Source organism: Nocardia sp. NPDC050175, assembly GCF_044459885.1.
Taxonomy (GTDB): domain Bacteria; phylum Actinomycetota; class Actinomycetes; order Mycobacteriales; family Mycobacteriaceae; genus Nocardia.
In genome coordinates, this window is sequence record NZ_JBITJI010000013.1 from 13,416 (window position 1) to 27,007 (window position 13,592).

At 64.7% G+C, this 13,592-nt stretch carries 13 protein-coding genes; 10 read left to right on the plus strand and 3 right to left on the minus strand.

What is annotated here, in order from left to right; all coding sequences use genetic code 11:
- Positions 1 to 44 precede the first annotated feature (44 nt).
- The gene (locus ACIBK2_RS34775; protein ID WP_396973658.1) at positions 45 to 914 is read left to right on the plus strand and encodes a 3-keto-5-aminohexanoate cleavage protein; all 870 of its coding nucleotides are present in this window, start codon (positions 45 to 47) and stop codon (positions 912 to 914) included.
- A gap of 198 nt (positions 915 to 1,112) precedes the next feature.
- Here ACIBK2_RS34775 and ACIBK2_RS34780 read toward each other — a convergent pair whose 3' ends face one another.
- Positions 1,113 to 1,565 (minus strand): hypothetical protein, encoded by a 453-nt coding sequence (locus ACIBK2_RS34780; protein ID WP_396973660.1) that lies wholly within the window; start codon positions 1,563 to 1,565, stop codon positions 1,113 to 1,115.
- 164 nt (positions 1,566 to 1,729) lie between these two features.
- Here ACIBK2_RS34780 and ACIBK2_RS34785 point away from each other — a divergent pair, with 164 nt between their 5' ends.
- The 7 genes from ACIBK2_RS34785 (at position 1,730) to ACIBK2_RS34815 (ending at position 10,222) form a co-directional block, all read left to right on the plus strand.
- Positions 1,730 to 2,338, plus strand: a complete 609-nt coding sequence (locus tag ACIBK2_RS34785; RefSeq protein WP_396973662.1) for a phosphoribosyltransferase — start codon at positions 1,730 to 1,732, stop codon at positions 2,336 to 2,338.
- Positions 2,339 to 2,618: 280 nt separating this feature from the next.
- The gene (locus ACIBK2_RS34790; protein WP_396973664.1) at positions 2,619 to 3,842 is read left to right on the plus strand and encodes a glutamate ABC transporter substrate-binding protein; all 1,224 of its coding nucleotides are present in this window, start codon (positions 2,619 to 2,621) and stop codon (positions 3,840 to 3,842) included.
- Positions 3,843 to 4,207: 365 nt separating this feature from the next.
- The gene (locus ACIBK2_RS34795; RefSeq protein ID WP_396973666.1) at positions 4,208 to 5,206 is read left to right on the plus strand and encodes an ABC transporter permease; all 999 of its coding nucleotides are present in this window, start codon (positions 4,208 to 4,210) and stop codon (positions 5,204 to 5,206) included.
- Positions 5,207 to 5,254: 48 nt separating this feature from the next.
- The gene (locus tag ACIBK2_RS34800) at positions 5,255 to 7,027 is read left to right on the plus strand and encodes an ABC transporter substrate-binding protein (RefSeq protein ID WP_396973667.1); all 1,773 of its coding nucleotides are present in this window, start codon (positions 5,255 to 5,257) and stop codon (positions 7,025 to 7,027) included.
- 80 nt (positions 7,028 to 7,107) lie between these two features.
- Positions 7,108 to 8,088 carry an ABC transporter permease gene (locus ACIBK2_RS34805; RefSeq protein ID WP_396973669.1) on the plus strand — a complete coding sequence of 327 codons (981 nt, stop codon included), beginning with the start codon at positions 7,108 to 7,110 and terminating at the stop codon, positions 8,086 to 8,088.
- Complete coding sequence (locus ACIBK2_RS34810) at positions 8,085 to 9,164, plus strand: ABC transporter ATP-binding protein (protein ID WP_396973671.1); 1,080 nt, start codon at positions 8,085 to 8,087, stop codon at positions 9,162 to 9,164. The genes ACIBK2_RS34805 and ACIBK2_RS34810 overlap by 4 nt, the downstream gene beginning before the upstream one ends.
- Before the next feature lie 89 nt (positions 9,165 to 9,253).
- Positions 9,254 to 10,222, plus strand: a complete 969-nt coding sequence (locus ACIBK2_RS34815) for an ABC transporter ATP-binding protein (protein WP_396974127.1) — start codon at positions 9,254 to 9,256, stop codon at positions 10,220 to 10,222.
- 34 nt (positions 10,223 to 10,256) lie between these two features.
- On the opposite strand, the gene ACIBK2_RS34820 is transcribed toward ACIBK2_RS34815, so the two are convergent.
- On the minus strand, positions 10,257 to 10,733 hold the full coding sequence (locus ACIBK2_RS34820; RefSeq protein ID WP_396973673.1) for a hypothetical protein: 477 nt from the start codon (positions 10,731 to 10,733) through the stop codon (positions 10,257 to 10,259).
- 387 nt (positions 10,734 to 11,120) lie between these two features.
- Between ACIBK2_RS34820 and ACIBK2_RS34825 the strand changes: the two genes are divergently transcribed.
- Both ACIBK2_RS34825 and ACIBK2_RS34830 read left to right on the plus strand, forming a co-directional pair.
- Positions 11,121 to 12,071, plus strand: a complete 951-nt coding sequence (locus ACIBK2_RS34825; protein ID WP_396973675.1) for a serine hydrolase — start codon at positions 11,121 to 11,123, stop codon at positions 12,069 to 12,071.
- 257 nt (positions 12,072 to 12,328) lie between these two features.
- Positions 12,329 to 13,075, plus strand: a complete 747-nt coding sequence (locus ACIBK2_RS34830) for a glutamine amidotransferase (RefSeq protein WP_396973677.1) — start codon at positions 12,329 to 12,331, stop codon at positions 13,073 to 13,075.
- Positions 13,076 to 13,079: 4 nt separating this feature from the next.
- Here the strand turns inward: ACIBK2_RS34830 and ACIBK2_RS34835 are convergent, their stop codons facing one another.
- Entirely contained in the window at positions 13,080 to 13,421 is a 342-nt protein-coding gene (locus ACIBK2_RS34835) for a hypothetical protein (RefSeq protein ID WP_396973679.1), read from the minus strand.
- Between the last annotated feature and the right edge of the window lie 171 nt (positions 13,422 to 13,592).

Sequence of the window (13,592 nt, forward strand, 5' to 3'; positions counted from 1 at the left end):
GGTCTTCATCAAGTTTCATTTCCAGTGAACGTAGGAGTAGTTTCATGACGTCCAGCCTTTCGGACAAGGTAATTATCAACGTGTGTCCCACGGGCATGATTCCACGGCGCGTGAAGGTGCCAAACGTACCGATAACACCCGAGGAGATCGCAGCCGACGTCAAGCGGTGCCGAGATGCTGGTGCGTCGATGGTTCATCTCCATGCCCGCGATGACGACGAGGAACCAACCTGGCGTCCGGAACGTTTCGGGGAAATTTGTGATGCGGTAGCTGCTGCCGTCCCCGATATGATTATCGTTGTGACGACCAGTGGCCGTGACTGGTCCGAGCTGGAAAAGCGTGCGGCTTCGATTCGCATCCAGGGACCCGCTCGGCCCGAGATGGCATCTCTGACGCTCGGATCAATGAACTTCGTTACCGGCCCGTCCGTCAACTCTCCGGAAATTATCCGTGGCCTCATCGCGGAAATGCACAATAATGATGTGGTTCCCGAACTCGAGATCTTCGATACGGGAATGGCGGACTACTGCAGCTATCTAGTTGAGAAAGAGATTCTCAAGCCGCCGTATTATGCAAACATTCTGCTTGGTTCTCGCGGTACTGCGAACCTTTCGGCGGCAAACATTGCCTCAATATTGGCAGGTTTGCCGCAAAGTACAACCTGGGCACTCGCGGGGGTCGGTAGATATCAGCTGCCCGCAAATATCGCCGCCTTGAGCCTGGGTGGGCATGTTCGTGTTGGGTTGGAGGACAATCCGTACTATTCGTGGGCGGAGCGCTCGCCGGCAACAAACGGTGGTCTGGTGGAGCGGGTGTCGAGAATTGCCCGAGAAATGGGGCGCGAACCTGCGACTCCGGAGGAAGCCCGCCTGATCATCGGTCTCAAACCTGTAGATCGAAGTGCTGTGATCTAGCGCCTAGCTCCCTGTGTGCAGACGACACGATGAACCGGGCCCAGCGAAAGTATCGAATGGGCCCGGTTGATCGATCAGATGCCTCGGGACGAGCCCGACCTCGTCCGTCTTCGTCGCCACGCCGGGCGATCGGAGCCGCGGACCGGGTGTCGCTCGGTGTGGAGCCGAGGAATGACACGCCGGTCCGCGGCCAGATACTCAGGGGAGTACGGCGCAGGCGGGGCCGAGGTTGACGCCGGTGCCGACGTTCATTGGGTTGCGGAGGGTGTAGACGTCGAAGTCGTCGTCGTTCAGGAGCTCGAGTACCACGATCTTGTGCGGGCCCTTCTGGGTGGGGGTCCACGTGGTGCGTGCCGTTCCGGACGCATCCGCTACCACTGAATTCGGCTGGAATTGCTTGTAGTCCGCGTTTTTCGGGTCGTCGCCGATCTGGTCGAGCACGATCACCTCCCGGCCGGGTTCGGTGTTCACGGTGATCGGGTAGGAGCAGCCGGTGCCGCGGGCGTCTGCCGAGCTACCGAAGCTCTGCCCCTGCTCGACACGGATGCTCGTGACTGTTGCCCCCGCCTGCGGCGCGGCGAACGCGATCGCCGCGGCCAGTGCACTGAGTGTCGCCACGGTAGCGGCGGCCGCCCTGTTGGATTTACGCACGTTGAATTACTCTCTCTAGCAATGGATTCCCCCGTTTGGAGTCGAAGCGAACTATACAGGCCGATCATCTGACGTGGAGGCTCCCGCTATGCCCATAAAAGGGGTGGGATCGGATGCCGCCGGGGGCCCGCAGAAGCGATGGTCGCGGGCTGTCCGGACCTGGTGTGGTGGTCCTGGGTTTGCCGCGTGGCGGTGTTCCGGTCGCCTACGAAGTTGCGACCGCGCTGGGTGTTCCCCTTGATGTCGTGGTGGTACGCAAACTGACTGTCCCGGATCGGCCCTGGCTGGTGTTCGGTGCGCTGGGCGAGGACGGGGTGCGGGTCATCGATGACGAGATGGTCGCTCGTGCATTGGTTTCCGAGCTCGAACGGCTCGCCGTGGCCCGCGAGCAGCAACAACAGTTGCGTCGCAGCGTCGCCCAGTACCACCGCGATCATGCGCGCGTGTCGTTGGACTGTGCCACGGCGGTGATCATCGATGACGGTCTGGCCACCGGCGCCACCGCCCACGCGGCCTGCGTGATCGCCCGTGCGCGCGGCGCGGATCGGGTGGTGCTCGCCGTACCGGTCGGCGCGTATCGGCCGCTGCGCGCACTGACCAGGGTCGCCGACCACATCATCTGCCTGGAATCACGGGAGCTGTTCGGCTCGATCCGCCCCTGGTACCGAGACTTCGCCACGGTCACCGACCGCGAGGTGTGCGCTTTGCTGGACCAGGCGGCCGAAAACCTACCTGTTCCAAGCCCGGTGACCGCAGCCTCCGTGCTTACCTGAGTCCGGCACATCCCGCCCGGTCGATTGTCCCGAACCCGGTGCCGCTGCGCTGGTTGCCCTTTCGTCGCCGCAACGCGGCGCGCACTGATTCATTGAGGCCGGGAGCTCGAGCTGTGTGCTCTAATTGCACCGCATTCGTCTGGGATCGACCTGCTCTCGCGGTATTGATCGGCCGGTAAAGCCTGCATGAGAACCCCCGAATCGCGCACACAGTTGCCGATTCGGGGGCCGCGCCGCATGCCTACACACTTCCCAACAAATTCTGGAGGTAACGCCCCACATGAAGCGTGTCGTCCTCACCGTGACACTCGCGGCCACCCTGATATCTGGTGCCGCATGTGCCAAGGACAACGACCAGTCGTCGTCCGCTGCGGAAAAGTCACCGTCTTTCACTATCGGTATCAAATACGACCAGCCGGGAATGTCGGTCATGGGTGCGGACGGTAAGCCGAAGGGTTTCGATGTCGATACCGCCGCCTACATCGCCGAAAACCTTGGCGTGCAGCCCGATCACATCACGTGGAAGGAGGCGCGCACCGATCGGCGAGAGGACATGTTGAGCTCCGGTGCGGTCGATTTCGTCGTCGCCTCGTACTCGATCTCCGCTGCTCGGCAGAAGCAGGTGTCTTTCGCCGGTCCGTACCTGATGACCGGTCAGGACCTGCTGGTGCGTCAGGGTGAGACCAGCATCGATCGGCCCGAGGCGCTCGGCGGCCGACGTGTCTGTACCGCAAAGGGTTCCACGTCGGCCGATAAGATCAAGAAAGACTTCTCCGCTGATGTCGAGGTGACTGCTCGGGATACGTATTCTCAGTGCGTCGATGATCTGCTCGGCGGCACCGTGGACGCGGTGAGCACCGACGGTGTGATTCTCGCGGGTTATGCCGCAATGCATTCGGACCAGCTGCGGGTGGTCGGCCACCCGTTCACCAAGGAGCGGTACGGCGTCGGTGTCAAGAAGGGCAATACCGAGCTGCAGACTCGGATCACCGGCGCGATTCAGGCGATGATCGCCGATGGTTCGTGGCAGCGTTCGGTGGATGCCAACCTGAAACGAGGCGGGTACCAGCCGCTGCCCGCGCCGCCGGTATTCAACGCTCCCGATGCGCCGATTGCCGTCGGAGATTCGGCCAAGCTCGACCCGGAACTGGTCAAGACCGGGAACGAGATGATCAACATGGTCAATGCGAAGGATTGGACAACGTTGGCGGCGACCTCCTGCCCCGAGGCGCAAGATACGCTCCGCGCGAATGTCGCCCAGTTCGTCCCGCAGAACGACGCGAATCTCGGCCCCGAGGTCAAGGACGTCAATTACAACGCCACCATTACCGGCCTCAGCCAAACCGGCCCCGATTCGGCAACCCTCTTGGCGCATATCGAATACACGAACGTGCCCGAAAAGTACAAGCAGTACTTCAAGGACATCGACTACACCAACACCCTGTCCCGCCGCGACGGCGCATGGAAGCTGTGCATGGTGAACGCCGACTTCGTCGAATCCTGATCGGCGGAATACCGCGGTCGACGGGCGGATCCGACCACGGATCTGCCCGTTGCGCAACCCCGGCAACTGGGGAAATCCCCAGTTGAATCCGACGGCCGGGAGCGGTCGTCCGGTCGGCCGCCGGACGCTGAGATCTGTTGGGGGTCGGGGGTTTTCGGGGCATGGGTGTGTATCACGCTACTCGGATGAGTTGGCCTCTGGTACAAAAACCGACGCAATGGTGGCCTGTTTGCGGTCTACACACGGCGACCGCTCGATCTATGTGCACAGTTTGTTAAGTAAACGAGTGCGAGGGTTGACGTTGGAGGGTACGGGCCGTACGTTTCGCCCATTGTTGTTACTTTCGGGTGATCAAAGGGGAAGTCGTGGCGACCCTGCTCACGGATGAGCTTTCACCGGATGCGGTGCCCGCCGTCAAGGGGGGTCCGGTCGGGCGCTCGCCCGGTCAGCTTGCCTGGCTTCGGTTCAAGCGGGACAAGACCGGCGTGGTGGCGGGCATCGTCGTGTTGTTCTTCTTCGTCGTCGGCCTCGGCGCGCCGCTGATCTCGCTGGTCTACGGCAAGGACCCGTACACCCCGTATGCCACGACCGCCAATGGACTGCTCACCGACACCGGCTTCCCGGTCAAGCCCAACGGCGGCATCGACAGTCAGTTCTGGTTCGGCATCGAGCCGCACACCGGCCGCGACGTGCTCATCGTGCTGGTCTACGGAATCCGTACCTCCCTGCTGATTTCGCTGGCCGTGGTGCTGCTGACGACGATCATCGGCACCCTGCTCGGCGTCACCGCCGGGTATGTGGGTGGCCGGACCGATTACGTCATCAGCCGGATCACCGACATCCTGCTGTCCATCCCGTCCACCCTGTTCATCCTCGCCTTCATGCCCGTCGCCTGGGCTAGTTATCAGGCGACCGGGCAAGAGGTTCCGCCGTGGGTGCGGGCGGCCAGCATGATCGGACTGCTGACCTTGTTCGGCTGGACCCGCAACGCTCGGCTGCAGCGTGGCCAGGTGTTCTCGTTGCGGGAGCGCGAATTCATCGAGGCGGCCAAGGTGACCGGGGCCGGTCCCCGGCGGATCATCTTCCGGGAACTGCTACCGAATCTGTGGACCCCGATCCTGGTGCTGGCGACGCTGGACCTGCCCGCGTACGTCACGGCGGAGGCGGCGCTGTCGTTCCTCGGCGTCGGCATCAAGGATCCGACGCCCGATTGGGGCGTGATGGTCCAGAACGGATCCGGCCTGATCTCCTCCGACATCACCTACCTGGTCTTCCCCGGTATCGGGATGATGCTTTTCGTGCTCGCGTTCAACTTGCTCGGCGACTCGGTGCGCGACGCCCTCGACCCGAAGGGCAGCCGATAACCGTTGGGTCGCCGGGCTTTCCGGCGGCAAGAGGAGGCAGGAACTGGAATGAAGAAAACCCATCTCGCGCAGGCCGCCGCGGTGGCGGCGGCGCTGGCACTGGTGACGGCAGGCTGCTCGGCCGGCGGCACCAATGTCGGCAGTACCGACCAGCCGAAGGCCGTACAGAGCAAACTCACTCTCGACCCGACCGGCAAACAGTCGACCGGTCCGGCCGCGGAGGTATCCGGTGCCCAGCAGGGCGGCACCCTCGACCTGATGTGGCGCGCCGACCACCCGCACTACGACCCGGCCAAGGTCTACACCGCCCCGGATGACGGGACATTCCGGCTCATCAACCGCAGGCTCACCGTGTTCAACCAGCACGACGACGGCTCGATGGCGCTGGTCGGCGACTTGGCCACCAATACCGGCGAGGCCTCCGACGGCGGTAAGACCTGGAAGTACACCCTGAAGGACGGCGTGAAATACGCCGACGGCACGCCGATCAGGTCCCAGGACATCAAGTACGGCGTCGAGCGCACGTTCGATCCGACGTTCGCGACCGGGCCGAAGTGGGTCCAGCTGTGGCTGGCCGGGAAGGACGACTTCAGCTCGGTCTACCCTGGCCCGTTCGGTGGCCAGGAACTCGGCCCCGACAAGATCGAGACACCGGACGACAAGACCATCATCTTCCATCTGGCCGAGCCGGAGTCGGACTTCCCGTTCGCCGCCTCGATGAGCGAGACCGTCCCGGTGCGCAAGGACAAGGACGCCAAGCCCGCCGACCTGGACGCCAACGGGCTCGGCGACATGGCCACCGGGCCGTACAAGATCGGCGCACACGAGGTCGACAAGACGCTGACCCTGGTGCGAAACCCGAACTGGGATCCGAAGACCGACCCGGTCCGGCACCAGTACCTGGATCAGATCCACTTCCAGTTCGGCGTGATGGCCAAGCAGCAGACCGACCAGCTGAAGGCGGACACCGACCCGAGCGCGGCCTCCTACTACAGCGGTATCGACACCGACCAGGTGCAGGCCATCCTGCAGGATCCGAAGTTGAAGCAGCGCACCGTCGATGCCGAGACCAACTCCGTGCAGGCCTTCGCGATCAACACCGCCCGGGTCACCGACGTGAACGTCCGCAAGGCCATCGCCACCGCGTTCCCGAAGCAGGATGTCGTCACCACGCAGGGCGGCCCCTTCTTCGGCAATATCGCCACCACGCTCAGCCCGCGGAACTCGGTGGGCTACTCGGCGCAGCCCAACCCGTACGGCGTCGGCGACAACGGCGACCCGCAGAAGGCGAAGCAGATCCTCACCGACGCACATCAACTCGGCTACAAGGTCAACGTGGCCTGGGACTCCACCCCGACCGCCGACCGGTGGGGTACCCCGATCAAGCGCGCGTTGGAGGCCGCAGGCTTCGAGGTCAACCTGAACCCGGTGCCGGACAAGGGTTTCTACGATGCGGTCGGGCGTCTGAACAATCCGTTCGACCTGATCTGGAACTCATGGGGCCCGGACTGGCCGACCAACCGGACCGTGTACAGCGCCGTGTACTACGGCGGGGCGGTCAAGGATGAGGGCAACAACTACGCCCAGCTCAAGGAGAAGGCGGTCGACGACGAGATCAACCGCGTGCAGGCGATCCAGGACATCGACGCCCAGGGCAAGGAGTACATGCCCTTGGATCAGCTGATTCAGCGGGACTATGCGGCCGCAATCCCGTTGGTGTACCTGCGCAAACAGTTGATGTTCGGCTCGAAGGTCGGCGGGGCGCGGATGGACGCGATCAGCTTGAGCCTCGACCTGACCACCGCTTATATCAAGAAGTAGCGCAGGTCTGACGAAGTCTCGAGCCGGGTGCCGGACAGGTTGCCCGTCACCCGGCTCCTCCTCCAGAGAGCGATCTCCGAATGCTGGCCTTCCTCACCCGCCGGATCCTCGGCGGCCTTCTGATCCTGCTGGTTGTTTGCGCGGTCACCTTCGTGATGTTCTATGTGGCCCCCGGCAACAATGTCGCCAGGCTGGCCTGCGGAAAGACCTGCTCACCCGAGCTGATCGCCTCTGTCGCACACCAATTGGGTACGGACAAGCCGGTCTGGCAGCAGTTCCTCGACTACCTCGCCGGGATCTTCACCGGCCGCACCATCGCCGACACCTACTGCTCGGCTCCGTGCCTCGGTTACTCGTTCCACAACCATCGGCCGGTACTGGACACCATCCTGGATCGGATCCCGGTCACGTTCTCGCTTACCGTCGGCGCGGTGGTGATGTTCCTGGTCGTCGGCATCGGCCTCGGCCTGCTGGCCGCGCTGCGCAAGGGGAAGTTCGCCGACAAGGCGGCGATGGGTTTCGCGGTGCTCGGCGGCGCGCAGCAGATTTTCGTGCTCGGCCCGTTTCTGCTGTTCCTCTTCGTGTATTCGACGCACCTCATGGAGGTGCCCAGTTATACGTCGTTCTTCGATAATCCGGTGAAATGGGGGACCGGGTTGTTCCTGCCTTGGGTCTGCCTCGCCATCATCACCGCCGCGGCCTACGCGCGGTTCACCCGTTCCTCGATGGTGGAAGTGCTGAACGAGGACTACGTCCGTACCGTGCGCGCCAAGGGCATGGGCAACGCGAATGTCTATCTGAAGCATGCCTTTCGCGGCGCCATGAGCCCGATCGCCACCCTGCTCGGACTGGACATCGCGGTGCTGCTCGGTGGTGCCCTCGTCACCGAGACCGTGTTCAATCTGCCCGGGATCGGGCAGTTGGCCGTCAACTCCGTGCAGGACTCCGACCTGCCGGTGATGATGGCCGTGGTGCTGCTGGCCGCTACCGCCGTGGTGGTGGCCAACATCGTGGTGGACGTCGTGTACGCGTTCATCGACCCGAGGGTGAGGCTGGGATGACCAGGGCCGAATCGACACTGGAGCGTGACATGTCCAGTCAAGGCACCATTCTCTCGGTGCGAGATCTGTTGGTGCACTTCCGAACTGAAGACGGCACGGTCAAGGCGGTGGACGGGCTGTCGTACGACCTCGTCCGGGGTAAGACACTCGGCATCGTCGGCGAGTCGGGCTCGGGCAAGAGCGTGTCGGCCATGGCCATCCTCGGCCTGCACAACCGCGAGCGTTCGACGATCGGCGGGCAGATCCTGTTCGAGGGGACGGACCTGGCCGGGGCGGACGAGCGAACCGCGCGGCAGTTCCGCGGCAAGCGGATCTCGATGATCTTCCAGGATCCGCTGACCGCATTGTCGCCGTACTACACGGTCGGCGATCAGATCATCGAGACATACCGCAGGCACACCGGCGCGTCCAAGAAGCGGGCGCGGGCGCGGGCCATCGAGATGCTTACCAAAGTTGGTATACCGCAACCACAGCGGCGGGTGGACGAGTATCCGCACCAGTTCTCCGGGGGTATGCGGCAGCGGGTGATGATCGCGATAGCGCTCTGCTGTGATCCCGATCTGCTGATCGCGGACGAGCCGACGACAGCACTCGACGTGACGGTGCAGGCACAGATCTTGGACCTGCTCCGGGAGTTGCAGAGCGAGTTCAACACGGCGATCATCCTGATCACCCACGACATGGGTGTGGTCGCGCAGATGGCCGACGACGTGCTGGTCATGTACGCGGGCCGGTGCGTGGAGCGGGGCACGGTGCGCGAGGTACTCAAACAGCCACGGCATCCCTACAGTTGGGGTCTGCTGTCGTCGATCCCGCACCTGGGCGGTGATGTGGATACGCCGCTGAAACCGGTAAGGGGTGCGCCGCCGAGCCTGATCGACGTGCCGTCCGGATGTCCGTTCCATCCTCGGTGCGATTACGTGGACCGCGTAGCGGACGCGCGCTGCAAGATCGAGCGGCCGGAGCTCGGCACCGCCGCAGAGCGCGGGTCGGCCTGCCACCTGGCCGACGAGGAGGCTGACCGCATCTTCGTCGATATCGTCCGGCCGACGCTCGGCCTCGGGAGCGCATCATGACCGACCAGACGCTGACCGAACAGTCACTGTCCGAACCGATTTCGCGCCGCACCGAGGCCGGACCATTGCTGACCGCGACCGGGTTGCAGATGTACTTCCCCATCCGCTCCGGGTTCCTGTTCAAACGGCAAACCGAAGTGGTGCGCGCGGTGGACGGCATCGATCTGAGCGTGTCCGCCGGCGAGGCGTTCGGCCTAGTGGGCGAGTCCGGCTGCGGCAAGTCGACCACCGGGCGGATGCTGGCCCGGCTGCTGGAGCCGACGGCAGGCACGATCACCTACCGCGGCCAGGACATCACGCACCGCACGCGCCGTGAGCTGGCGCCCATCCGGTCCGAGATCCAGATGATCTTCCAGGATCCGTACTCCTCACTGAACCCGAGGCAGACGGTGGGCGCGATCATCGCCGGGCCGATGGAGATCAACGGCATCAACCCACCCGGTGGCCGACGCAGCCGGGTGCGGGAACTGCTGGAGACGGTCGGTCTGAATCCCGAGCACTACAACCGTTTTCCGCATGAGTTCTCCGGTGGGCAGCGGCAGCGCATCGGCATCGCCCGCGCGCTGGCACTGAGCCCGAAGCTGATCGTGGCCGACGAACCCGTCTCTGCCCTGGACGTATCCATTCAGGCGCAGGTGGTGAACCTACTGCAGGGGCTGCAACGCGACCTCGGCATCGCCTTCGTGTTCATCGCGCACGACCTGGCGGTGGTGCGGCACTTCAGTGAGCGCATCGCGGTCATGTACCTGGGCAAGATCGTCGAGATCGCCGACCGCGCCGACCTCTACGACCGCCCACACCATCCCTACACCCAGGCGCTGCTGTCCTCGGTCCCGGAGGCCGATCCCGACAGCGCGAAACAACGCGAGCGAATCCGCCTCACCGGCGACGTCCCCTCACCCATCAACCCGCCCTCCGGTTGCCGTTTCCGCACCCGCTGCTGGAAAGCCGAGAACATCTGCGCCGAGCAGGAACCACCACTGATCCAATTGGGCTCATCCACCGAAGGACACCTCGCAGCCTGCCATTTCCCGGAACCGCGCCACGTCGTCGCCTGATCGGCCCGTCCCGAGCCCAATCTTGTTGCGGCAGTTAGCAGGCCACTTCGGTGAGGCGGTGCCGGGCCGGGGCTGCGGCGTGCACCGCGGCGGAGATGGCGACTACCGGTGGGGTCCAGCGGGCTTCGGTGGGGGAGATGGCCCAGTTGGCTGAACCGTTCGACAGCCTGGTCGGGGGGAGCGGGATGCTCGCGCCGTCGGTGTGCACGATCGCGCCCGCGACGCGCAGGGCTTCGATGGCCAGTGTCGCCTTGGCGGCGCCGACTACCAGGTGGATCTCGCGGCGCTCGGCGCCGGGGATCTCGATGACCGGGCCGGACAGGTTGTTCGCGCGCAGGAAGCGGCGGACCTCGGCGGCGAGGGTGCCGGTGAGTTCGATGGCCGCTATCTGCTCGTCGGTGATCAGGCAGACGCCGTTGGCGGTTTCGGCGACTGTCCATCCGCGGCGGCGGTAGTCCTGCACTGCGTCAGAGGCGGCCAGGGTGCTGGAACTCGGGAACGTCGCGGGCACTGTCTTCTCCATTTCACCAGGTAGATCGTGATCTCACTGCGGTATGCGCAGAAGCCCCGCCAACTGCACCTGTGCATCAAATCGTCTGCGGCTAGGAATTTCCCTACAGAATGCTTGTGATCGCCAACCGCACCAGCGATTCTGCGCGGGTCCGCCCCGATGGGCATCGCCCCGCGGTCGCGTCCGATGTCATCCTCAGGGCGGACCTACCCCGATACCCGTCGTGCGCTGACCCTGAGGCCGTGCCGACAACGGAATCCGGGGCTCGCGGCCGGGTCACAGCTAATTGCCAAGGGCCCCTCGAGGTTTCACCAGCCGCGCATGGTTCAAATAGGTATGGGATCGATATGGGGGTGGGGTGCAGCGTCCGCCGGTTGTGTAGCGGCAGTGGCGATATCAGCGTTGGTGGCGGCGCCGCTGGCGGCGGCCGGGCCGCACGACCAGGGCTCCGCCGTGGCGGCGACACCGGCGAGCGGTGCCCCGCCGGTCGCGGTAACACCGGTGCGCGGGACGCCCGTTCCGCATCTGCCGCAGTCCGCCGCGTCGTCCACGGCGCTGGCGCAGCAGATGCAGGCGGCGATTCAGGCCGTCTCGCCGGGGTCGCAGGTCGGGATCGACGTGGTCGACATGAGTTCCGGGACAGTGCTTGTCGGCTTGAATCTCGACCAGCAGTTCTACACCGCGTCGGTGGTCAAACTGCTGATCGCCCTGGACGCGTTGAACAGTCAAGGCTGGCAGCCTGATTCGGATACCGCGGCACAGCTGCGCGAGATGCTGTCCGCCAGCGACGACAACGTCGCCGACGCCCTGTGGGACGCGAACGGGGGCGACGCGATCGTCGCCAGGATGATCGACGCGATCGGCCTGACCGGCACGCAGCCGCCCGACGACCCGGAGCAATGGGGCGAGACCTTGACCACCGCGCGGGATGTGGCCACCATCTACCGCTACCTGACCACCGATGTGCCCGAGCCGTCCCGAGACCTCGTCGTCGGCGCGCTGCGCGGTACCAGCGAGATCTCCGCCGACGGCACCGACCAGTACTTCGGCATCCCGGATGGTTTGCCCGGCCTCAGCTGGGCGGTGAAACAGGGCTGGATGGCGCTGGACAACTCCACCACGCTGGACACCACCGGCCTGGTCGGACCGAGCGGGACCCAGCTGCCGTACACGGTGGTCGTCCTGACCTCCCAGCCTGCCGGAATCGATTGGAACACCGGAGGTTCCGCATTGACCGCCGGTGTCAGCGTCCTGCGCGGCACCGTCGGCCAGCAGCGGCAAGCCAGGAACCTCGGCACCGAGGACGACAGATCCACTGCGATAGCGCCGCCCGCGTAGGTACGCGACACACGGCAGCCGCAGGCTGGCTGCTTGCGGCTGCCGTACTGAAGGCCGATTAACCCCTCGGTGCTCGGCTTCAGTCGTGTCGGGTGGCCGTATCCCAGCCGAAGAACACCGTCCAGCCTGACAGTCGCGACCGGTGCCGGGTATCGGCCGTATGACCGTCATTCAAACGACCGACGTTGCGCGTCCGATGACTCGCCACTTGTCCGCGTAACGCCATGTCAGCGGTGCTGGTCTTGCACAATCTGTGCATGCCCAAGCCCTGCCTGCTGCTCCAACTGCGACCCGAGCGCCCCGCCGCGGACGACGAATACCGAGCCGTGCTGCGCGCGGGCGAGCTCGACGCCGACGACGTGGTGCGCGTGCAGATGGACCAGCAGGGCCTGCCCGACCTGGTGCTCGACGATTTCTCGGCGGTGATCGTCGGCGGCGGGCCGAGCAATGTCGGCAATCCGGAGTCCGAGAAATACGATTACCAGCTGCGGTTCGAGCCCGGATTGAAGAAGCTGCTCGCCGAGATCGTCGCGCGCGACTTCCCGTATCTGGGCGCCTGCTACGGGCTGAGCATTCTGGCCGATGTCCTCGGCGGCCCGGTGAGCGGCGAACGATACGACGAGCCGCCGGGCGCGCAGACCATCGAATTGACCGACCGCGCAGGCGAAGACCCGCTGCTCGCGGGCATCCCGCAGACGTTCCGGGCCTTCGTCGGGCACAAGGAAGCGTGTCAGGAGGTGCCGCCGAACGCGGTGCTGCTCGCCACCTCGGCCGACTGCCCGGTACAGATGATCCGGGTCGGCGAGCACGTGTACGCGACCCAGTTCCACCCCGAACTCGACGGTGACGGACTCGCGCTGCGCATCGAGACCTACCGGCACGCAGGCTATTTCGACCCGGATGAGGCGGACTACCTCACCGCATTGGGGCACCGGGAGGCGATCACCGCGCCCAAGGAGATACTGCGCCGATTCGTCACCAGGTACCGCAGCGATCCGCGCTGACCGCTCAGCTGGCGGTAATTCCGGTGGAGAGCCTGACCACGACCTTGTCGCCGGTGATCTCCTGCACCTGCACGTTCAGCCCGTCGGCGGGCTGACTGTCCCCGGCCGGAACGCTGACCTCCTGGTTACCCACCTTCAAAGTGACCGTATTGCCGTTCACCGCAACGAGTTCCGCATCCACCCCGAGGATGGTGGCCTTCGCGTTGACGCCGCGATCGAAGGTGACCGTGCAGCCACTCACCGCACAGTCGGTCTTGGTCCCCGCCCCTTCGACGGTGCAGGCGGACACTCCGAGCAAGGCGAAGACGGAGAGCATGGACAAGACGATCAGGCGGCGAACAGACATGCGGCCAGCGTAGAGCGAATCGGACATCTTCGAGCACACCCCCCGACGAAATCGGTCGCTTGGTAGGCGGATGACCGGACGTATTCTATTGGGGCACAGGCGCATTCGTGAAGTTTGACCGGGGTTGTTCCTATCGTTTGATCGCCTTCGCCTCCGATGTGGTTTAGCCCC

Coding starts and splice junctions, on each gene's coding strand:
- ACIBK2_RS34775 (WP_396973658.1), top strand. CDS start 45: ATGACGTCCAGCCTTTCGGACAAGGTAATTATCAACGTGTGTCCCACG.
- ACIBK2_RS34790 (WP_396973664.1), top strand. CDS start 2,619: ATGAAGCGTGTCGTCCTCACCGTGACACTCGCGGCCACCCTGATATCT.
- ACIBK2_RS34800 (WP_396973667.1), top strand. CDS start 5,255: ATGAAGAAAACCCATCTCGCGCAGGCCGCCGCGGTGGCGGCGGCGCTG.
- ACIBK2_RS34805 (WP_396973669.1), top strand. CDS start 7,108: ATGCTGGCCTTCCTCACCCGCCGGATCCTCGGCGGCCTTCTGATCCTG.
- ACIBK2_RS34810 (WP_396973671.1), top strand. CDS start 8,085: ATGACCAGGGCCGAATCGACACTGGAGCGTGACATGTCCAGTCAAGGC.
- ACIBK2_RS34815 (WP_396974127.1), top strand. CDS start 9,254: ATGTACTTCCCCATCCGCTCCGGGTTCCTGTTCAAACGGCAAACCGAA.
- ACIBK2_RS34830 (WP_396973677.1), top strand. CDS start 12,329: ATGCCCAAGCCCTGCCTGCTGCTCCAACTGCGACCCGAGCGCCCCGCC.
- ACIBK2_RS34835 (WP_396973679.1), bottom strand. CDS start 13,421: ATGTCTGTTCGCCGCCTGATCGTCTTGTCCATGCTCTCCGTCTTCGCC.